Consider the following 19,205-nt stretch of genomic DNA (forward strand, 5'->3'; position numbering starts at 1 on the left):
ACATTGCATGTCGGACAGGGACGGGTAACGGGCAGGCTGGCGCATTGTCCTCGGCAATGCCGGCGAAGCGCCTGACGAAGGCGCGCGCGGCGTCGCGCAAGGCCATCGACAGGGGCTTGTCCAGCAAAAATATGGGTTCGGGCGGCGGCAGATGCCATGTTCGAGCGAGCCGGGCAAGCCGATGTCGGAATTGCGGGAAACGCGATGATTTTGATGTATAACTTGTAAAATGCATCCTGTTCCTGGCGATATTTTCTGTAATTTCATATATTAAGGGCGATCCTGTTGTGCGGGATCGATCGTCATTTTACGAACAGAAGAAGCAATCTGCTCTTAACCATTATAAAATGCTTCTATGGCCTAATAATGCCATGGACGAGGCCGGTTTGCATGCGCGCCATCGCGCGCTTTGCTGCATAACGCGGTGCAACAGCTGCGATGGCCTGTTCGAGCCTATTCACCGGCGACACACCCGACCGACGACTGTGCGGACACGAGGCGTCACCTGCGCGGCATTTGCCGCCAATTCAGCCTTTATGTCAGCGCGCAGGCGCCGCATCTCGTCAAGCGACTGATATTCGGTCGAGCGACCATCGGCAAAGGTGATCTTGCGGATGCCGGATGTGATGGCGGCATCAACCTTGTCCAGATCGCTCTGTTGATAGGCCACTATCGCCTCCTTGAAGTGAACGGGTTCTGACGGCGGGGTGGCGTGGGCCTAGCAGTCGCGCTGGCCTTGGCAGCGGCGGGCTTCGCGGTCGTTCCGGATGACCTTGGCTCCGGTTTCTTCAGTTCGCCGCGGGCCTTCACCCAATGGGCATTGGTCCACCGGTCAACGCCCAAGCTGATCGCGATCGCGCGGGCATAGATGGCGTTGTCGAGCGCCTCGTTGCGGTCCCGCGTCTTGTGCCACTCGCGCCGGACACCGCCATTGCGCATCTTCACGAACCGCAGCTCTTCGGCGACCAACTGCTTGATCCATTCGTCGCCAGTGCCGTCGGGGATGTAGATATAGCCGTCGGGATAATCTTCGCCGTCGACCGGCTTCTCCAGCCCGAGCTGGCCGTAAAGCTCCATCTTCAGCATCGATGTGCCGATGTTCCAGAGCCTGACGCCGCGCTTCAGCTTCTTGCCGTTGACCGTGACGTCCTGCCAATTTGGCGAGCCGATTGCCTGCTGGGCAGCGATGCTCTCGCGGCCTTTCACCGCCATGACGAAGCCGGGATGTTGCCGCGCCCAGCGATAGACCTCCATCGTGTTCTCGCCGTCACCGGAGTCAACGGCGACCCGCGCAAGCCGCATTGCTCGGCCGTCATCAGCCAGCCACTCGCGGGCGACCTCCTTATCGAGCGCCGTCCAGGTCTTCTTGTCGGCAATCGGCCCGAACACTTCAACGCGCTCGACAAACGCCCGCTTGCGACCGGGGCCAAATGCCCAGATATCCATGTCGATACGCCCGCCGCCGCCGCGCTGGACGTCAGCCGCTCCGATCAGCAATCCGGCCCATGCCGGCGGGGTGCCCAGCGACATCGCCTTCTCCCGCCGATCATAGAGGCGCTGCCACTCCGGCGCTTCACCTCGTTCGGCCCATGCCTCGCCCAGGACCTGGTTGACGAACGTGCGCAGGAGGTTCGGATCCTTGCGGACCTCCATGAACTCGCGGGCGATTTCCAGCCAAGCGGCACCGGGGTGCTGGCTATATGCTGCCCAGATATGGAAGGACCGATGTCGGGGGAACGCATCCGGGTTGTGGGCGCGCCACTCGCCGTTTTCGTCCATCCACGGCTTTTCAGCCTCATCGATGTCGCAGCCATTTTCGCACCTATACCAGGCGCGGGTCGGGTTCTCCTTTGGTGCCCAGCGGATGCCGGGGCCGGTCCCGTCGCCAAACACCAGCGTCTGCATGTGCCCACAATGCGGGCAGGGGACGTATCGAAATTCCTGGCTGCCCTGATCGAACAGAGCGTCGATCCGGCTAAACCCCTTAACCTTCGGCGTGGAGCCGGCCGCGCTGAACCGGCGCGGCGACGTCAGGTTGCGCTTGAACGCGAGGCGGGCCGGGTCGCCTTCCTCTTTCGACGCCCAAGGATAGCCATCGCATTCTTCGAGGAACACGTCATCAGATGTGACGCGCCTGAATTCCTTCGGACTGTTGGCGCCCTTGATCTGGATCCATCCGCCCTTGTAGCGCTTGGCCCGGATCTGGTTGTCCGAATGCCGCGGCTTGAACTGGGCGACAGACCGGACGACGTCCCACTGCAACACCGGATCGAGATCGTCGCGGCTGAACTTTTCCGCGTCATCGATCGTCGGCTGGTAGATCAGCGTGCGGGCAGGATCATATTTGATGCGCCACGCGACGAAGCTCTGCAGGATCGTCGAATAGCCGATGCGGCTGCTCTTGCGGACAGAAACCTGCGCGGTCTCCGGATCCGTGAAGGCGTCCGCCATATCCGACTGGAATGGGAACGGCCTGATTTTCGCGCCATCGTCCGACCGAGCATGGTCGCACATGAATTGCGACAGAGGTGGCCGGATCTTTGGCCGGAACGCGTCAATCCACGCTTCGGCGACGATGACACCATCATCGCCCTGGACGCATATGGGGTCAGTCGGCGCTTTCGTCGGGGGCGTCTTCCTCATCCATGCCCCCGCCAAGCGCCTTCTCGACGCGCGTCATGCTGATGTCGGTCAGCACGTCATTGATCGCGGTCTCGATCCTCTTGCGCAGTTTCGTATCACCCAGAGCGACCTGCGCGCCGACCTGCTGGAGCCGCGCCACGGCCATGATGATGACTCCGGTGCCGGCCGCGATCATGTCGGTGCGCGATGCCAGTTCCCGGCGGCGCTCGGCATTGTCCATCGCCTTGCCGTCGGCCTGTTCTTTGGCCAAGCGCGCGCGCTCCGCTTCCAGATCGAGCGCATCCGCGTCCTGCCGGCCCGTCTTCATGGCCAGCCACGCTTCAAGGTTTTCGGTCCAGCTCGCACCATCTGCCGGCAGGTCGCCCTTGGCGCGCAGTTCGCCGATCCAGCGGCTGGAGCATCCGAATAGCGCGGCAAGTTGCGGGCGGGTCGGCTCGTTCAGGTCGATGTCCATGCACTTCCCTGTCCGATTACTGTGAAACCCGCAGAAAACCGTCATTTATTACTATGGGGAGGAAGAACTAAGGCGGTTTCTGTGGCTAGCGAGCTTCTGGGCCTTTGCCCCCCGTACTTGCCGAATGGCCGGGAAGGACCCAAGGTCGGGGTGTTTCGTTGCGCCGACGCGCAACTTTGTTACGTGTCAGCGGGTCGGTCGGGGTAACGGCGGCCGATCGAGCTGCGCCTGATAGTACGTCGCATCCGGCCCGCACCGATCGCGCTTGATGATCAGCCCCGAGCGTCCAGCCCGCCGTTCTCTCCTCGCATTAACATCAAGGTGGTCAGCAAGACAGCCATGGATAAGGTCAATCCGGTCGGACAAAGGTCGGATACATCGGCCCTCAGAAGACATCGGCCACATGCCCATGAAGTGCCGACAGGTGATGCAGGTCTTCACGACCTGCCTCGCACCACGGCGCGAACTTCGGCGCTGATCCGCTCGCCCTCGGCGATGATGCGCTCGACGCGCCCGATCGAACGGGATGGCTCGCGCATGTCGAAGGCTAGGCTATGGAGTTCACCAGCAAGGCGCTCCATCTGATCCGCAGGGCAGGGGTACTGGCTCATGCCATCCGCTCCGCCGCTTCCATGGCCTTCTCATATCCGGCCACAATCAAGGCCTCAGCCTTGTAACAGTCGTTGCCACCCAGCGAGTAGGGATCATGCCGGACGCGATGCTTCGCGCCGTCGGCCATGGTGATGATCATCGCGGTATAGCTATGGCCGCGATCCCACGAGATGGAGGCGACATGCACGGGATTAACGATCAGATCGTCGCCCACCTTGATCATGTCGCCTCCGATATCGCTGGGCGATATACGCCCGCGCGCTGGTTGTTGGGGTCCCGATATCCGTTCGAGGCTTTCGCCAGCCGGGCAAGACTATCTTCCGCGGCGAAGTGCGAACGCGCATCATGCTCAGCTTAGGGTTGGCAATCGCGACGACGTAGACGCCTCGACGTGCGACGGCACACGCGATAAGCGGCTTTCATGACCATCCGAGCCGATGAACATGCCCGCTTGCTTCAACTCGCAACGGATGAAGATGCTGCGGCCGATGTTGCGGAGCGGCGACGCGACGATGTCCTCCTGATCGCCACCCATCGGCGGCGCGCCGACTTCTTCCGCAGGCGGGCTGCTCTCCTGATCGACGACACCGAGGGCGAATAAATCGCCCCGGAACTTTCCCTCCCGCCGCTCGCTCATGTCGTTCCAGAAGGAGAACGAAATGCTCACAGATATCATCGGCGCAGTGATCGGATCGAAGATTGACCAGAAGGACGGCGACAGCGGCGTGAAGGGTGCAGTCCTCGGCTACTTTGCCCCGCGCGTCGTCGGCACCTTCATCAAGGTCAGCGTCCTGGCCGCGGTCGGCTATGGCGTGGTTAAGGCGGCCCAGAGCTTTGCTGCCGACGATGGCGAGAAATGGTTCTGATTTGATGTCGCTGTGACGCGGGCCGGCTTTCCGAACCCGCGCCACCCAAACCCGATAACTGGAACCGCGCAAGCGCCGGGCAACCATTCCGGGCGGTACGAGATTTTAGACATTGGACCGCAATTAACAGAAACGGGAAACGCGGTAGGCCGAACATGGTGCGAGCAAGCCCAACCCCGAGGCTGCTCCCGTGCTGCGAAAAAAAGGCGTCTGAAGGATGAAACCAGACCCGCGTACATCGGTTTCGCGCGCATGGTCGCGCCAAAATCGGAATATGCTCGCCTGCTTCATTTGGCCGTCGAAGAAGAGACGGCTGCATTTACCGCGCAATGTCGAGGTGACGACATGCTATTGATCGAACAACATAGGCGGCGGGCGATGTTCTTCCGTCAACAGGCAGCCACGGTCGCGGCCAAAGGCAGAAGCTCAGAATGGTGATTGTGGGGTCTTCAGTGTCTCACAAACGGTCGCACGAATAGCATAGCTCCACGTTTTGTATTCCTGGAACTTATGATCGCTTCTGCGCGGTGATCGTTAAGCATAACCGTCACTGCAGCGTTCAGGTCAGGGATGTCCAGCGCTGAAAACACAATGCCATATTCGGTGACTTTGTGGATCGTTATACCCGCGATCGAAGCGCCCCACTGTAACTGAGCGGAAAGCGTGCCCAGGCGGTGCTCGTACCTCTCATAGATCAATGCCGCATCCATGGCCTCATCATCTCCCATCTGATCATCCATAGAGACGAAGGGAAGTGAACAGCGTCTGCATCAAGTTGGTTAATCGGTTAATCTGACGAATTTCGACGATAGATGAGAGCAAATGTTGCGCTAGGTTTCGTGGACAAAGGTTGACAGCAGGATCGGGCGTTGATTCAAGGCTGCCTTTTGGAGGTGGCGTTGGGCGAGCGTATTGGGCTGACGGAGGACGAGTGGGGGATCATCGGCACATTACTGCCATCTGAGCGTGGTCGTGGCTGTCGTCCAGCACAGGACAACCGGCTGTATTTCGAAGGCATGATGTGGATCGCCCGCACAGGTTCGCAATGGCGCCACTTGCCGGATGAATATGGCAAGTGGAACAGCGTTTTCCGCCGCTACCGGCGCTGGGTTACGACCGGGGTGTTCGAGGCGATGCTCGAGACACTGGGCGAAATGGTGGCTCGTGATGCCACTGCGGACATGATCGACAGCACCGTGGTCCGAGCACATCATTGTGCCGTCGGCATAAAAAAGGGACTCAGGAAACCGAGGCGCTTGGCCGATCGCGAGGCGGATTGGGACTGTCAGGATTTCCGTGTGCGGCCGGGCATAATGGGCAACAAGGAGTCCCACTATGTCACGACGCAAAGAACCTGCCATACCGAATGAGCTTCTCGATCAGCTTTTGGCGGGCGGCGCTGCCAGTGCCGCCTTCGAGCAGGGCGGTCTGCTCGATTCGCTGAAGAAGGCGCTGACAGAGCGTGCCCTGAATGCGGAGATGGATCACCACCTCGCTGGCGAAGACGGCGCCGGCAACATGCGCAACGGCTACGGTCGGAAGACGGTAATGACCGACACCGGCAAGTTGGCGATCGACGTGCCGCGCGATCGCCAGTCGAGCTTCGACCCGCAGTTGATCGCCAAGTATCAACGCCGCTTTCCCGGCTTCGACGACAAGATCGTGTCGATGTACGCGCGCGGCATGAGCACCCGCGAGATCACCAGGCACCTGCACGATCTATACGGCATCGACGTCTCACCCGATTTGATTAGCACGGTGACCGACGCCGTGCTCGATGAGGTCGCCACTTGGCAGCAGCGGCCGCTCGATCCGGTTTACCCGCTGGTCTTCTTCGACGCGATCCGGGTCAAGATCCGCGACGAGGGCATGGTGCGCAACAAGGCGATCCACATTGCGCTGGGCGTCCGCGCCGACGGCGCAAAGGAGGTGCTCGGCTTGTGGCTCGAGCAGAATGAGGGTGCCAAGTTCTGGCTTCGGGTGATGAACGAGCTTCGCAACCGTGGCGTTGAAGACATCCTGCTGGCCGTCGTTGACGGCCTGAAGGGCTTTCCCGATGCGATCACCGCAGTGTTCCCCGATGCGATCGTCCAGACCTGCATCGTTCACCTGCTGCGCAACTCGATGGACTTCGTCTCCTGGAAGGACCGAAAGAACCTCGCCAGCGCGCTCAAGGAGATTTACCGTGCCACCGACGCAGATGCCGCCGAAAAGGCGCTGACAGCATTTGAGGCTGGCCCTTGGGGGCAGCGCTATCCCGCCATCGGCCAGAGCTGGCGGCGCGCCTGGGGCGAGGTGATCCCGTTTTTTGCGTTCCCCGACGAGGTCCGCCGGATCATCTACACTACGAACGCCATCGAAGCTTTGAACTCGAAGCTCAGGCGGGCTGTCAGGGCCAGGGGACACTTCCCCAGCGACGAGGCCGCCACCAAGCTGCTCTACCTGATCTTGAATCGGTCGGAGAAAGAGTGGAAGATGCCACCACGTGAGTGGACCATGGCGAAGGCGCAATTTGCCGTGATCTTCGGCGAACGTTTCATCAGAGCCATGGCGGCCTGATGATCAACCGCCCGGCCGCACACGGAAATCCTGACAGTCCCAGGCGGATTCAGCACAAAGCTCCACGCCCGCTGCGATGCCAAAGGCCGACCGCTCGGCTTTGTCCTGACGCCGGGCCAGAGCCACGATATCCAAGGCTTTGGCCCGCTGTTCCGTTTGATTGCTCATAAGATCGAGGCATTGTTGGCGGACAAGGGCTACGATGCAGATGCCATCCGCGAGGAATTGGCCAATGCTGACGTTGAGGCTGTCATTCCCGCCAAAAGCAATCGGCGCGATCCAATCCCACACGATCGCGAAAAATACCGTTGGCGCAATCTTGTCGAACGCCTCTTCAACAAACTCAAGAACTGGCGGCGTATCGCAACTCGATACGACAAAACCAAAGAGTCCTACCTCGGCTTCGTCAATCTCGTCTCAGCCCTGCAATGGATACCCTTTGTCCACGAAACCTAGGTTAAGATTGATGCGATCGTATATTCCGCCGAAAGGTTGTGGCCAAATGAAGATTTGAACTTGGCGGAGGAACATTATGCGAAAGCGCATTACCCTCAGCTATATTCGACGCCACCCTGACGGTGTGGGTGCCGATTTTTGTTATTTTTCCGAACGTAGCAGGAAGCAGGCTTCTATGGGAAGACATTGCCAATCTGCAGGGATCCGCGAAATTTACATTGAAATTTCTGAATTGTACGCCGAACGCGCTGCCCAGGCAATGGACAGGCTAATCCATCCCGATCTCGATTAAAGTTATTCAGTCATAATTTGAATTGCGTCGCACACCGCCGGAAACTGACTTCCTGCGTTTGGTGGCGAGGGCGCCGGTTCATGTGACCAGCAGACCAATTAACTCACCCGAGCTGCTATTGCAGCGGTACCTTATCGGCTGATCGATATGTAACTGACGTAGCGACTCGACGTCAAGACGTCGTTTGGCCACCAAATGCTTTGCCTTCGAGCGCCAAGTTGACATGCTCTAGACGGGCCGCGACTTGGGTAAGCTTCTTGGCCGTGATGTCGTCTCCAGAAGGGGACAACCACTTAGCTCCGGCCTTTAGCCATCGCATTTCTTCAGCGAGGTATTGGCGTTCGATCAGCGCCCATCTTTCAAGCTCGGTAGCCATCTTCTCTCCGTCGGTTCGGGGGAACGGTCACCTGAAAGGGCGACAAGATCAAGCCGTGATTTTCGCTGGCAGCAACTCGTGCATCTCGATTTCGATTTCTAGGCTGCCGAACATCACCATCGCCTTCCGGCGCCTGGTGCTGGTGACAACGCCCTTGAGGCCGCCCAATATTCCGGCAGGATGGCGCACCACATCCCCAACCTCCACTACCGGTCCGAGCGATCGTGGACGACCACGCTGTTCCGCCTGGCGCAATGCGTCCAGTTGCCGATCGGCGATCAGCGGGAACCGCCCATCGTAGCGGAACACGGAGAAGTGCGGGCAACCATGCATCTCCATGCGCTTCGTCTCGCTGTTCCAGCGTTTGTAGGTCAGTGCTGGCGACCGGGACATCGCGATCAGATCATCTAGCCGCACAGCGTCAGCGAACACGATGCCGGGCATGATCGGGAGGACAATGTCCTTCAGGGCCTTGGATCGCGGGGCGCGACGCCGCTGCGTCTCTATCGGCGTCCAGACTTCGAACCCGGCGTCGGACAAGGATTGCGCAACCGACATCGTGCTGGCGCCGGCCATTCGCAGAATGCACCAACGATCACTCACCACCTCAACCTCCCAATATCATCAATCATGCCACCGCCAGGCGGCGTAAACGCCGCGTCTTTTCCGTTTCCATTCACCATGACGCGCTCATCCAGATGCGTTATTTTGCTGCCCAAGCTTCCTGGAGACTCGGCATGCGTGACGATCCAATTTGGCTTTCTGCAACTGCTATCGTGCGTGGCGCCGGCCCTGCGGTCGGCGACATCATCCGCGAGCTTCACAACGCCTCGATCGTGGCCCATCGCGACATCGGGCGAGACCAAGGGTTGACGATCATGACCCTGGCGAATGCGATCGAGATTTCCGCAGAGGTCAGCCGCCTGCCGCCGACGCGGCATCTGCGGCTGGTGGAGTAGCGGCAGCAGCTTCACCGCGCTCAGCGAGGCGACGATGTCGGCGGGCGTTGGGCGGCGGTTCATGGGCGCCACCTTCCCGCCTCATCGATCACGCCCATGGCGAGCATCTGCTCGCGGATCGTGATTGGTGCCCGGTCTATGGCGTCGATCGGGACAAGCCGCTCCCGTAGCGCTGCCTCATCAGCATCGGACAGGAAGCTGGACGGTTGCGCGTCGACCTCGTCAGCCATCCGCTCGCCCCAGATCTCCAGCCGCAGTGCCCGGTAGCGGCGCGCATAGATGATGGAGGCGAATGTCACGCCGCCGCAGATGCCGGCCGCGAAGACCAGAACGAGGGCGACGGTAAGGGGCCAGTCGGTCATTCAACATCCGCCCAGTCTGTGCCAGCCTCGGGCGGGATTTCCACCGAAACGGCGATGTGATCGTTCTTGATGGCCATCCGGTTGGCCAATGCGAAGGCGGCGAGCTGGCCGGTATAGTTCCGGTCATTGTCGCCAAAGATGCGCAGCCGTTTGACGATCGGTGGCGGCGTAAAAGCCTTGAGGCCATCGGCGTTGATCAGCGACCACACCGGAACGCCGAAGCGCTGCTGCGCCCGCAATGCCGTCTCGATGCCCTCCGCTACGCCCATTTCCTCGGCCGCCGGCGACAGTTCAATGAAACTGCCGTGCGGGGTTTTTCCGGGCATCATCTTGCGCGAGCCGCCGTTCAGCTCGGCCTTTCGCCCTCCCGCCAGATAAGTCCGGTGTAGCGTCAACGGTTCGCCAAGCGGATCACGGACCATAGCGATCATGGCCGCGAGATGATCAACGGGCGCGCCAGTGACCTTAAGCTTCGGGATGAAGCGCAGAGCCGGACTAAACGGCGGATCGATGCTGGACGATGCCGGCACCGTTCTTCGACTTGCTCTCGACAAGGCAGACGGCGCATGACCGGCGTCCGCCTCACCGTGCCCAACAGCTTCACCTTCATGGTGGCGCGCAAGGGCCGCACCGTCCGCCCAGGCGTGACGCTGCCCCGCGCGCGCTACCAGACGCTGGATGAAGCCGCGACCGAGGCCGAAGCGCAGGCGCAGGCCAGCCCCGGTCAGGTCATGATCGTTTTTCAGGAGGTTTTGCGGGCGAAGGTCGATCCCGCAACCATCGATCCAGCCGCTGTCCCCCCGGCGGTTGGTGGAGCCGGGCGGCTTTCGTCTCCCCAGTCGCCCGGCTCCAAAGGGACGGACAAGGCGCAATGACCGAGAGCGAAAAGATGATCGATGTCACCGACGCGATCGTCAACAAGCTGGTAGCGGAACACGGCTTCCCGGTGATCGGCGCTATCCTGGGGTCGGCGGCGGCCATCGCTGTCCTAAATGGGCGCGAGCCTTACCTCCGCGAAGTCCTCATCATGCTCGACGCCACCATTGACCAGATGGTCGCGCACCGGAAGGAATCTGCATCGTGACTGACCTTCTTGATATCGCCGCTCGGCTCGAAGATGCCTGCGACATCTCCGGCAAGCCTGCCGGCCGCCATATGGTTGAACCGATGCGGGCTGTGGTCGACCATATGGCGATCGTCGCAGAGGATGAAGCGGATGGAGAACTTAGCTCGGAACTCGACGCTCAGCGGACGCTCATTGCCTGCATCGACAATGAGGCCAAGCTGTTCGACGCGCTGGCGATAGTGGCGAAGGAGGCGGTCGATATTCTGCGCGCAATTGGCGACCCTCATGGCGGCGCGGCCTTTGCGATCGTTGGACACAAGGCTGAGGATGCCGACCCCAAGGATGGACAGTTTGCTCTAGCGTTCAACGTCAGCGATAATGCCTCCGCATGGTCGACGCCTTGGGTTGTCGGATATTGGTCCGAGGATGGTCACCAGTGGTTCGACCATGAAGGCTATCCGCTGACCCCATCGCACGTCATCAAGCTGCCGACAGCGGCGGTTTTCATGCAGGCAGAGGGCATCCGGCCATGACGATCGCCGAAAACGAAAGCCTGCGTGCCCAGATCGCGGCACAACTCATGAACCATGGCATGAGGTCGGTTCCTGACAAGCTGATCCGCGACATAATCGCCGCGGTTGAGTGGGCCCAAGGCGATGCCTTCGAGTGCATGGCCTACGATGCCCACTGCCCGAGCATGACGGTTCGCTTTCGGGCGCCCGAAGGCTTCCCACTGGCAGGTGGCATTTTCCGCGTCCAGCGGGTGCGGACAGCGACGCCCGAAGACACGGCCCGGTTTGCGCACCTGCCTGATGCACCGGAGGCGATATGACAATGCTCTCCCGCCTCGATGCCTGGCTGGGCAAGACGCTGTTCCACCCGCCGATCATCCTTGCCTGCCAGCTCACCCGGCAGACGCAATATGCGATGCACCGGGCGCTTTGGTTCTTCGCCGCTTGTCATGCGACCGTCTACATCGAGCACGACGAGTGGCTCTGGGTCGCATTCATGTGGTTCTTCGTTGTGATCACACTGCTCAGCGCGACGCTGTTTGCAGATTGGCCGGCCACCTCCCTTCGGGCATTCCGACTGTTCTGGTTCTTCCTTCTGATTGGCCAGACGTCCCTGACCTTGCTCGGCGGCGATCTACTGGCTCCGGCCATCCGTTCGGTCATCATCCTGTTTGCTGAGTATGCCGCGACCATCAAGACAATCCCGCCGCGCAAGACGCGCGAGCGCCGGGCGAGCGCGAGGGAGGCGTTCAATGGCCAGTAATCCCGGCCGCCTCATTTCGCTCGCCGAGGTCAAGGAATTGACCGGGCTTGGCAAGACGATGATCTACCGCATGATCAAGGCAGGAAGTTTTCCACAACAATATAAGCCGGGAGGCTTTGCAAGCCGGTGGAGCGAGTGCGAGATAATGGCCTGGCGCGAATCTCAGCGCGCGATTTAGGGAGGTGTGCAGATGGAGACAGAAACGATTGAGGCTAAGATAAACTTAGCCTCGGATACCTTCGCGAAATCTATTGATGCCATGGCCACTGGTGGCTTCGTGCGCGATGGTGTGCTCAAGCAAGCCGTGGTTTCGGTAATATGGGCACTGTTTCGCGAGATGCCTGACCAACGCGATGCGCTTGCTGACGTGCTGGACGAGTGGACCCAAACGATCAAAGAGGCTGCTTTGGAAGAAGAGAGAAGGGCAGGGGCGGAATAATGCAGTTTTTTGAAGCAATAGATGGCAAAAGCTATTCCATGGCCGCCATTGTATCAATTGACTCTCCCAGGTCGGTCATTTTCCGGGACAGTAAATCGGGGAGCGAGCGCGAAGGCATCGTGTATCCTGTCAACCTCTCAGACGGGTCGCAAGTTGAAATAAATGAGTTCGACAGAAAGTCGTGGCAGGATATCCCGCAATCGAGCTTTGCAGCGGCGCCAGGAACCGTTATCCTTCATCCTGATGCTGGTGAGCCACGAGGTTACTTCACGACGCCGGTGCTAGGCTGGGCGATTATGGCTGATCGCGGCGTTTGCCCAGTCACGACCTTTGGCGTCAACGACGGCAATGGCGAAGATCATCATGTTCTGCTGCCTACTGGCGAGGTGGTCAGTTTCGAGCGCACTCTCGACAACATTGAGGCGTGGCTAGAAGGGCAAAAAAGCGCGGATGCGTCAGCTTGATTTCCCGGGGCCGGTCGCCGCGTAGCGGATCGGCTGGCCCAAATGGATATCCGGCTCCCAAAAGCCCTCCAGCAGCATATCTGCCCAATCTTGGGCCAGTTCGCGCCGCCTATCCATGTATGATGCCCGGTTGTAGGCGCCCTCGACCTTGTTCTGAGGGATATGCGCCAGCATCAGGTCGATGATAGCACGATCGTCAACCATCCCTAGAGCTTTGGCGCGCTCATTCATTATCGTGGAAAAGGCGGCGCGGAAGCCATGCGGAACATGACGCTGGTGGTATCCGGCGCGGATGAGCAGGGCACGCAAGGTGTTCTCGCTTATAGGCCGATGCATGTGGCGCTCGCCGGGGAACATCAAATCCAGATCGCCGGTCAGGGTGTGCAGCACTTTCAACACGTCGACAGACTGCCGAGCGAGAGGCACGAGGTGATCACCATCCGTTTCGGCCTTGCGATCCCCGTCGCCTTTCATGCGCGCGGCGGGGATGCGCCAGAGGGGCGTCGGGCCGTGTAGATCCTCGATCTCATCCCACCGCGCAAATCTAAGCTCACCCGGCCGGACCGCTGTCAGCGCGTGGAAGCGCAGCGCCAGCTTAGTGATCGCCCGGCAGCGCTCGCCCTCCGCATCTATCAGAATTTGGCGCAAGCCGGTCAGAGAGGTGACGGCTGGTTGCTTCTTCGCCCGCGGTTTCGGCTTCAACGCCTTGCCCAGGCTGGCAGCAGGGTCGTTGTCGCAGATGCCGGCCGCAATTCCATAGACGAAGACAGACGAGAGACGCGCGCGAATGCGGTGCGCGGTTTCGATCGCGCCCCGATCCTCGACCAAGGTCAGCAGCTCAAGCAGCTTGGGAGCCTTAATGGATGTGATAGGCAGGTCGCCAATATGGTCGAAGATATTCTCGGACAGGCTATCAATCACATCCTGAGCATGAACGGCTGACCATCGGACCTTGGTTTTGCCCCACCATGCCCGCGCTACAGTCTCGAACGTGTTGTCGTTTGCTAGTGCTTGCGCTTTGGCTGCGACCCTGCGTTCGATGCCGGGATCCTTGCCATCGCGAAGCAGCGCCTTGGCAGCATCGCGCTTACCACGCGCATCGAGCAGAGATACTGCCGGGTAGGAACCGAATGCCAGCGTCTTCTGCGCCGGCTTGCCCTTGGCGTTCAGCCCATAGGTGTAGTTCATGCGCCAGTGCTTTCCGCCGGCACGTGAGATCTGAAGATAGAGCTGGCCCGAATCCGACAGCCGATAATCCTTGTCCCGAGCCTTGGCCGCCTTGATCTTCGCGTCGTTCAGCATCTCGCCCTCGATACCATGGATACCATGGCCCGATACCATGGCATCTACCATGCCAGCCGGTGAACGCCCGTGAACGGAAGCGGAACGCCGGATGAGGTGAATATGCGCAAAAACCCCGGAAAATCAAGGTTTGGTGAACGGTTGGGAACTGTTGGGGAAGCAAACTTGGCGGGCCGCGCCCGACGATGATGAGCACTACGTCTACGCTATAGCACTCTAAACCACGACTAAATTCGTCGGAATGTGCGAGGTGCAATATCTGCGAGGCGACGTCCGGGGGTGTCGACCTTTGGATCGGCGACCCGCGACTATCCATGCATCAGCCCGAGCATTCGAAACCACAAGCAGTCGAGGGGCGCGAGCACAGCGAACGTCAGGGCGGCCAGCGTCAGACACAGGATGATTCCGTCGCGGGCCGGCACTTTGCCCATGCCAATAGCGACGACGATGGGCGATGCCTGGTACGGCAAGAGAGTGGTACGGCAAGAGAGGCGTCGCGTACCCGATGACTTGCGCCATCAGCACCGTCAAAAGAGGCAGGCCTGAGCCATCCGCCAGTGTTCGGGCGAGCGGCGTGTACAAGGCGGGCACGCCGTTGGCGGTGACGACGAAGTTGAGCGCAGTGGTCAGGACGATGACGCCGATCATGCGCGGCCGCTGCATCCGTGACCAGGCCAGCCTGTCCGGTAGCGCCCGCCGCCTGGTTGAGTATCTGGTCGAACCGGCTGGAGGCATTCCCGAAAGCGACACCCCTGCCTGAAGCGCAAAAGCTATTCGCGACCCGAGCGTTATTCCATTGCATAACACATAGCGATCCCCTGAATATTCCGGCAGTATTGGGTGCGGGACTTACTATACAACCGCTGCGAATCGCGGGGAGGAATCGGGGCGGATGATTCTCACTGATAATGAGACAAAGGTCGATCTCCTCAACAACGAGGCGATCGCAAAGACCATTATCGAGCTCCTGCGCGAGAAGCCCGAGCGTGCCGTAACGATCGGGGTTCACGGCGACTGGGGCGCGGGCAAATCCAGCATCCTGGAGATGATAGAGAACGGCCTCAGTTCTGATGAGGATGTGCTCTGTATCAAATTTAACGGGTGGCGTTTCCAGGGGTTCGAAGACGCCAAGATCGCGCTGATCGAGGGCATCGTTACCGGGCTTATCGAAAAGCGGCCGGTGCTCACCCAGGCCGGCGTGGCCGTGAAGGACATCTTCCGGCGGATCGACTGGCTGAAGATCGCGCGGCACGGGGGCGGTCTCGCTTTCACCGCTTTCACCGGCATTCCCACAGCCGATCAGATCGGCGCGGTGGTGGGCACCTTGAAGGGAATCTTCTCCGATCCCTCGAAACTCGCTACGCAGGAGAATTACGACAAAGCGATCGATGGTGTGCAGGGTCTGCTGAAACCCGGAGAGTCGAAGAATGTCCCGGAGGAGATCGAAGCCTTCCGGAAGGCTTTTGACGATCTGCTCAAGCAGGCAGGTATCAAGCAACTGATCGTACTGATCGACGATCTTGACCGCTGCCTGCCAGACACGGCGATCGAGACGCTCGAAGCCGTCCGACTGTTCGTCTTCACCGCTCGCACCGCGTTCATCGTCGCAGCCGACGAGGCGATGATCGAATATTCGGTGCGCAAGCATTTCCCCGAGCTTCCGGACACGACCGGCCCCCGTGACTATGCACGCAACTATCTCGAAAAGCTGATCCAGATCCCGTTCCGAATTCCGGCCTTGGGCGAGACCGAAACCCGCATCTACGTCACCCTGTTGCTCATCGGCTCCGAGTTGGGAGAGGACGATCCCGCTTACTCGGCGCTCATCGCCGTCGCGCGTGAATTGCTCAAACGGCCCTGGAAGACGGCCGGGCTCGACGCGCAGACCGTCAAGACCGCCTTGGGTGACAAAGCCGGCCAGGTCCAGAATGCGCTCACCCTGAGCGACCAGATTGGTCCGATCCTGGCCAGCGGCACTCAGGGCAATCCGCGACAGATCAAGCGCTTCCTGAACACCCTGCTGCTGCGCCATCAGACCGCGCTCGCCCGCGGTTTTGGAGATGAGGTGAAGCTGCCCGTCCTGGCGAAGCTCATGCTGGCAGAACGTTTCCTCTCCAGATTGTTCGATCAGATCGCCAGCGCCGCCGCCCGCGATCCGGACGGCCGCTGCGTAGATTTGGCAGCGCTTGAAACCGCCGCATCGGAGGAGAAGCCAGCACCCAAAGCGAAGCGGACCGGGCCGAAAATCAGTTCCACCGATGACGCCAAGCCGACCGCCGTGCCGGACTCCAAGGACAGCGCCATCCTGACGGAATGGAAGGCAGCCGACGCGATTCGGGCTTGGGCTCGGCTGTCACCGGCCTTGGCCGACGTCGATCTGCGCCCCTATCTGTTCGTGACCAAGGATCGGAAGGACTACTTCGGTGCCGCCTCCGTCCTCGGGCGTCTCGCCGCTGTAGTCGAAAAACTGCTTGGCCCGAAACTCGCCGTTCAAGCGTTCGAAGGCGAACTAAAGCAGCTCGTTCCGGCCGAGGCTGCCCAGGTATTCGAGGAGCTGCGCGGACGCGTCATGGGCGGTGACGCCTTCGATACCGTGCCGCCCGGCATCGACGGACTCGCGGTGCTGGTTCGCGCGCACCCGACGCTTCAAGCCAATCTTCTCGATCTGCTCGAAGCCTTGCCGGCCGATCGGTGCGGGCCGTGGCCCGCGTCAGGTTGGGAGGGCGTCGTCAAGGATTCCGACGCCGTTGCGCGCTTCGAGAAGCTACTCCAGGGATGGTCCACCTCCGGTTCGTCCTTCCTGAAGCCGACCGCGAGTGCCGCGCTTCGCACGCGGAAGGGTGGCCGCTGATGGGCACGTCGAACGCCTATGGGGGTGCAGGCGGCGGCACGCCGCTCATTCCGAGTTGGTTGCAAGGTGACAGCGACGGCGGAGCTGGCGCGGGTGATAGCGACGGAACGCAATCCCCGGCTCCTGATGGAGCGCCGCCCGCGGTTCCTCCCGCGCCAGCACCTCGGCCGACCGCGCCGGCAGGGGCGGCGGATCGCTTCACTTCCGCCCGAAACAATTTCACGCGTTTCGCAAGTTCGGGCGGAAGCGACCGTAGGAGCCTCGGCCGCGCGGTTTCGCAATATGTGTCCAAATCAGCGGGCGGCTCACGTCAGGCTGCACAGCGGATGGGCTCGTCGTGGGGCGCGGGCGCTGGACTTGTCAGGTTCCTCAACGACGCCAGCGCGAATGGCGTGCGTGAGGCACTACGAACGCTCAACCTCGAAAGCCTCGCCGGGCGTCCGATCGAGGAAGTGTTCGCGGGTCTGGCCGATTACATCTGCCCCGAAGGTGGGTCGATTGATGAAGGTATTGCGAGAGACGCTTTCGTCGAGACGATCGCCGACCTCGCCGGTGCGGGCATCACCGACATCGACGCGCTGACGTCCGGCCAGATTCAGACTGTCTTCGAGTTATATGCAACGCACGCGATCGAGGCGCGCATCTGCAACGACATCGGCACCAAGGTTGTTACTCTGCCCGCCGATGCCCGCGCGGCCGAGAGGGTTCAGGCGCAATTGCGTGATTTCATCCAGCGTGGTGTCAGCGACGCGATCAACGCCGCCGGTATCAACATCCAGTCGCTGACTCCTGACGCGGTGATGGGTTTTGTGACCAACGTCTATCAATCCGCCTTCGACGTGTTGCAGACGATGGGCGATGGGGAGGCAGCGAAATGAGGCGCCACGTCATCATCGGCCGTTTTGGCGAGGACGATAAGACCCGTGTTCCCAAGGCGCGCGACGAAGTTGCATCGACGTTGCAACTTGTAGCGGGCAAGCGTCTCGACCATGGGATCGGGCACGCCTTGGCCGACCTCAAGGCGCTGCACCTGACCCCGAGCGAGATCGGCGCGGACATGCTCGTGGTCGCCGCCCATGTTCACGCAGCGGATACTCGCATCTCGCGCTCGACGGAATCGCAGGATGCTTGGACTCGCGAGATTCGGTTGGTCGTCCCCGTTAGCGATCCCGCGTTGTGGACCGCCGCGGCACCGATCCTGGTCCGTGCCCTGAACTTCCTGACCGGCGACCGATGGGACGTCGGATTCCGCAAACGGTCGAAGGATTACGCGAAGCTGGTCTCTCCCGCCGCTCCCACCCTTATTCCGACCGCTTTCGATGGCGTAAGCCTGTTCTCCGGCGGGTTGGACAGCTTGATCGGCGCGATCGACAGCTTGAAGGCTGGAGAGACGCCGCTCCTAGTCAGTCACGCGGGAGAGGGGCTGGTGAGCAAGTCGCAGGATCAATGCTTCGAAGGCCTCAAAGCCGCCTACAAATCATCCACTTTCAATCGGCTCCGCGTGTGGATGAGTTTCGAAAGCGGGCTGGTCGCAGATGTCGGGTCGGAGGATAGCACTCGCGGCCGCTCGTTTCTGTTCTTCTCCCTCGGTGTCGCCGCCGGCACCGCGCTTGGCCGCGACTTCGTGCTCAAGGTTCCGGAGAACGGCCTGATCGCGCTCAATGTCCCGCTCGATCGGCTTCGGCTCGGTGCGCTCAGCACCCGGACGACGCATCCTTTCTACATGACCCGATGGAACGATCTGCTCCGAGCGCTCGGCGTAGGAGGCAAGGTCGAGAACCCCTATTGGAACAAGACCAAGGGGGAAATGGTCGCCGAGTGCACCACTCCGGCCTTGTTGAAGCAGCTTGCCCCGTTGTCGCTATCATGTTCGTCGCCGACGAAGGGGCGTTGGACCAAGAAGCCGCAGGGGCACTGCGGATACTGTCTCCCCTGCCTCATTCGACGGGCCTCCCTGCGAGGTAAGGATGCGACAGTTTATGGCGTACCCGACCTGAAGGCTGCCACATTGGACACCAAGCAGGCCGAGGGTCAGCAGGTCCGATCCTTCCAGATCGCGATCGCGCGGCTATCAAAGCGCCCGGAACTGGCCAAGGCCCTTATCCACAAGCCCGGGCCTCTCTATGATGATCCCTCCCGCCACGATGACCTGGCCGATGTTTATCGTCGCGGCTTGGAAGAGGTCGGGCGTTTGCTGACTGGCGTTCGCGCCGCACCGTCGTAGGAGAC

The 19,205-nt window shown here is 60.8% G+C and carries 30 protein-coding genes; 18 read left to right on the plus strand and 12 right to left on the minus strand.

Going from position 1 to position 19,205, the window contains the following annotated elements; translation table 11 throughout:
- Window positions 1-457: 457 nt before the first annotated feature.
- The 6 genes from N6H05_RS09495 to N6H05_RS09520 form a co-directional block, all read right to left on the minus strand.
- Window positions 458-670 (minus strand): phage head-tail joining protein, encoded by a 213-nt coding sequence (locus N6H05_RS09495; protein WP_284113639.1) that lies wholly within the window; start codon window positions 668-670, stop codon window positions 458-460.
- The gene (locus N6H05_RS09500) at window positions 670-2,643 is read right to left on the minus strand and encodes a phage terminase large subunit family protein (protein ID WP_284113640.1); all 1,974 of its coding nucleotides are present in this window, start codon (window positions 2,641-2,643) and stop codon (window positions 670-672) included. Before N6H05_RS09500 ends, N6H05_RS09495 begins: the two co-directional genes overlap by 1 nt.
- A complete protein-coding gene (locus N6H05_RS09505) occupies window positions 2,609-3,097 on the minus strand; it encodes a terminase (protein ID WP_284113641.1) in 489 nt (162 codons plus the stop codon). The genes N6H05_RS09500 and N6H05_RS09505 overlap by 35 nt, the downstream gene beginning before the upstream one ends.
- Window positions 3,098-3,534: 437 nt before the next feature.
- Entirely contained in the window at window positions 3,535-3,708 is a 174-nt protein-coding gene (locus tag N6H05_RS09510) for a hypothetical protein (RefSeq protein WP_284113642.1), read from the minus strand.
- Window positions 3,705-3,932: a hypothetical protein gene (locus N6H05_RS09515; protein WP_284113643.1), complete on the minus strand. Its 228-nt coding sequence runs from the start codon at window positions 3,930-3,932 to the stop codon at window positions 3,705-3,707. The genes N6H05_RS09510 and N6H05_RS09515 overlap by 4 nt, the downstream gene beginning before the upstream one ends.
- Window positions 3,933-4,058: 126 nt before the next feature.
- Window positions 4,059-4,346, minus strand: a complete 288-nt coding sequence (locus N6H05_RS09520) for a hypothetical protein (RefSeq protein ID WP_284113644.1) — start codon at window positions 4,344-4,346, stop codon at window positions 4,059-4,061.
- 22 nt (window positions 4,347-4,368) lie between these two features.
- On the opposite strand from N6H05_RS09520, the gene N6H05_RS09525 reads away from it, so the two are divergent.
- A complete protein-coding gene (locus tag N6H05_RS09525; RefSeq protein ID WP_284113645.1) occupies window positions 4,369-4,575 on the plus strand; it encodes a hypothetical protein in 207 nt (68 codons plus the stop codon).
- Between the two features lie 449 nt (window positions 4,576-5,024).
- On the opposite strand, the gene N6H05_RS09530 is transcribed toward N6H05_RS09525, so the two are convergent.
- Window positions 5,025-5,303 (minus strand): hypothetical protein, encoded by a 279-nt coding sequence (locus N6H05_RS09530; protein ID WP_284113646.1) that lies wholly within the window; start codon window positions 5,301-5,303, stop codon window positions 5,025-5,027.
- A 171-nt stretch (window positions 5,304-5,474) separates the two neighbouring features.
- Here N6H05_RS09530 and N6H05_RS09535 point away from each other — a divergent pair, with 171 nt between their 5' ends.
- From N6H05_RS09535 to N6H05_RS09550, 4 genes are all read left to right on the plus strand, one after another.
- Window positions 5,475-5,945, plus strand: coding sequence for an IS5 family transposase (locus tag N6H05_RS09535; protein ID WP_284113647.1), 471 nt, complete (start codon window positions 5,475-5,477; stop codon window positions 5,943-5,945).
- On the plus strand, window positions 5,911-7,134 hold the full coding sequence (locus N6H05_RS09540; protein ID WP_014082638.1) for an IS256-like element ISSpwi2 family transposase: 1,224 nt from the start codon (window positions 5,911-5,913) through the stop codon (window positions 7,132-7,134). The genes N6H05_RS09535 and N6H05_RS09540 overlap by 35 nt, the downstream gene beginning before the upstream one ends.
- A 30-nt stretch (window positions 7,135-7,164) precedes the next feature.
- A complete protein-coding gene (locus N6H05_RS09545; protein ID WP_284114202.1) occupies window positions 7,165-7,590 on the plus strand; it encodes an IS5 family transposase in 426 nt (141 codons plus the stop codon).
- 76 nt (window positions 7,591-7,666) lie between these two features.
- Window positions 7,667-7,882, plus strand: a complete 216-nt coding sequence (locus N6H05_RS09550; RefSeq protein ID WP_284113648.1) for a hypothetical protein — start codon at window positions 7,667-7,669, stop codon at window positions 7,880-7,882.
- 172 nt (window positions 7,883-8,054) lie between these two features.
- Here N6H05_RS09550 and N6H05_RS09555 read toward each other — a convergent pair whose 3' ends face one another.
- The gene (locus tag N6H05_RS09555) at window positions 8,055-8,258 is read right to left on the minus strand and encodes a hypothetical protein (RefSeq protein ID WP_284113649.1); all 204 of its coding nucleotides are present in this window, start codon (window positions 8,256-8,258) and stop codon (window positions 8,055-8,057) included.
- A 48-nt stretch (window positions 8,259-8,306) separates the two neighbouring features.
- On the minus strand, window positions 8,307-8,834 hold the full coding sequence (locus N6H05_RS09560) for a hypothetical protein (RefSeq protein WP_284113650.1): 528 nt from the start codon (window positions 8,832-8,834) through the stop codon (window positions 8,307-8,309).
- Window positions 8,835-8,995: 161 nt separating this feature from the next.
- Here N6H05_RS09560 and N6H05_RS09565 point away from each other — a divergent pair, with 161 nt between their 5' ends.
- On the plus strand, window positions 8,996-9,217 hold the full coding sequence (locus N6H05_RS09565) for a hypothetical protein (protein WP_284113651.1): 222 nt from the start codon (window positions 8,996-8,998) through the stop codon (window positions 9,215-9,217).
- Window positions 9,218-9,276: 59 nt separating this feature from the next.
- On the opposite strand, the gene N6H05_RS09570 is transcribed toward N6H05_RS09565, so the two are convergent.
- Window positions 9,277-9,579 carry a hypothetical protein gene (locus tag N6H05_RS09570; protein ID WP_284113652.1) on the minus strand — a complete coding sequence of 101 codons (303 nt, stop codon included), beginning with the start codon at window positions 9,577-9,579 and terminating at the stop codon, window positions 9,277-9,279.
- Window positions 9,576-10,109 carry a toprim domain-containing protein gene (locus N6H05_RS09575; protein WP_284113654.1) on the minus strand — a complete coding sequence of 178 codons (534 nt, stop codon included), beginning with the start codon at window positions 10,107-10,109 and terminating at the stop codon, window positions 9,576-9,578. The genes N6H05_RS09570 and N6H05_RS09575 overlap by 4 nt, the downstream gene beginning before the upstream one ends.
- Window positions 10,110-10,145: 36 nt before the next feature.
- On the opposite strand from N6H05_RS09575, the gene N6H05_RS09580 reads away from it, so the two are divergent.
- Genes N6H05_RS09580 through N6H05_RS09615 form a run of 8 tightly spaced genes read left to right on the plus strand, consistent with a single transcriptional unit; the run spans window position 10,146 to window position 12,823 of the window.
- Complete coding sequence (locus tag N6H05_RS09580; protein ID WP_284113655.1) at window positions 10,146-10,454, plus strand: hypothetical protein; 309 nt, start codon at window positions 10,146-10,148, stop codon at window positions 10,452-10,454.
- A complete protein-coding gene (locus tag N6H05_RS09585) occupies window positions 10,451-10,663 on the plus strand; it encodes a hypothetical protein (protein WP_284113656.1) in 213 nt (70 codons plus the stop codon). The genes N6H05_RS09580 and N6H05_RS09585 overlap by 4 nt, the downstream gene beginning before the upstream one ends.
- Entirely contained in the window at window positions 10,660-11,178 is a 519-nt protein-coding gene (locus N6H05_RS09590; RefSeq protein ID WP_284113657.1) for a hypothetical protein, read from the plus strand. The genes N6H05_RS09585 and N6H05_RS09590 overlap by 4 nt, the downstream gene beginning before the upstream one ends.
- A complete protein-coding gene (locus tag N6H05_RS09595) occupies window positions 11,175-11,477 on the plus strand; it encodes a hypothetical protein (protein WP_284113658.1) in 303 nt (100 codons plus the stop codon). Before N6H05_RS09590 ends, N6H05_RS09595 begins: the two co-directional genes overlap by 4 nt.
- Window positions 11,474-11,920 carry a hypothetical protein gene (locus tag N6H05_RS09600; protein ID WP_284113659.1) on the plus strand — a complete coding sequence of 149 codons (447 nt, stop codon included), beginning with the start codon at window positions 11,474-11,476 and terminating at the stop codon, window positions 11,918-11,920. Before N6H05_RS09595 ends, N6H05_RS09600 begins: the two co-directional genes overlap by 4 nt.
- Window positions 11,910-12,098: a helix-turn-helix transcriptional regulator gene (locus N6H05_RS09605; protein WP_284113660.1), complete on the plus strand. Its 189-nt coding sequence runs from the start codon at window positions 11,910-11,912 to the stop codon at window positions 12,096-12,098. The genes N6H05_RS09600 and N6H05_RS09605 overlap by 11 nt, the downstream gene beginning before the upstream one ends.
- A 12-nt stretch (window positions 12,099-12,110) precedes the next feature.
- Window positions 12,111-12,359: a hypothetical protein gene (locus N6H05_RS09610; RefSeq protein ID WP_284113661.1), complete on the plus strand. Its 249-nt coding sequence runs from the start codon at window positions 12,111-12,113 to the stop codon at window positions 12,357-12,359.
- Window positions 12,359-12,823 carry a hypothetical protein gene (locus N6H05_RS09615; RefSeq protein ID WP_284113662.1) on the plus strand — a complete coding sequence of 155 codons (465 nt, stop codon included), beginning with the start codon at window positions 12,359-12,361 and terminating at the stop codon, window positions 12,821-12,823. The genes N6H05_RS09610 and N6H05_RS09615 overlap by 1 nt, the downstream gene beginning before the upstream one ends.
- Here the strand turns inward: N6H05_RS09615 and N6H05_RS09620 are convergent.
- A complete protein-coding gene (locus N6H05_RS09620) occupies window positions 12,815-14,125 on the minus strand; it encodes a tyrosine-type recombinase/integrase (RefSeq protein ID WP_284113663.1) in 1,311 nt (436 codons plus the stop codon). The genes N6H05_RS09615 and N6H05_RS09620 overlap by 9 nt on opposite strands.
- A gap of 595 nt (window positions 14,126-14,720) precedes the next feature.
- Here N6H05_RS09620 and N6H05_RS09625 point away from each other — a divergent pair.
- From N6H05_RS09625 to qatC, 4 genes are all read left to right on the plus strand, one after another.
- The gene (locus N6H05_RS09625) at window positions 14,721-14,885 is read left to right on the plus strand and encodes a hypothetical protein (protein WP_284113664.1); all 165 of its coding nucleotides are present in this window, start codon (window positions 14,721-14,723) and stop codon (window positions 14,883-14,885) included.
- A 132-nt stretch (window positions 14,886-15,017) separates the two neighbouring features.
- A complete protein-coding gene (qatA, locus tag N6H05_RS09630; RefSeq protein ID WP_284113665.1) occupies window positions 15,018-16,976 on the plus strand; it encodes a Qat anti-phage system ATPase QatA in 1,959 nt (652 codons plus the stop codon).
- The gene (gene qatB, locus N6H05_RS09635) at window positions 16,976-17,854 is read left to right on the plus strand and encodes a Qat anti-phage system associated protein QatB (RefSeq protein WP_284113666.1); all 879 of its coding nucleotides are present in this window, start codon (window positions 16,976-16,978) and stop codon (window positions 17,852-17,854) included. The genes qatA and qatB overlap by 1 nt, the downstream gene beginning before the upstream one ends.
- The gene (gene qatC, locus N6H05_RS09640) at window positions 17,851-19,200 is read left to right on the plus strand and encodes a Qat anti-phage system QueC-like protein QatC (RefSeq protein WP_284113668.1); all 1,350 of its coding nucleotides are present in this window, start codon (window positions 17,851-17,853) and stop codon (window positions 19,198-19,200) included. The genes qatB and qatC overlap by 4 nt, the downstream gene beginning before the upstream one ends.
- Window positions 19,201-19,205 lie beyond the last annotated feature (5 nt).

Origin of the sequence: Sphingobium sp. WTD-1 (assembly GCF_030128825.1) — a bacterium.
Lineage (GTDB): Bacteria > Pseudomonadota > Alphaproteobacteria > Sphingomonadales > Sphingomonadaceae > Sphingobium.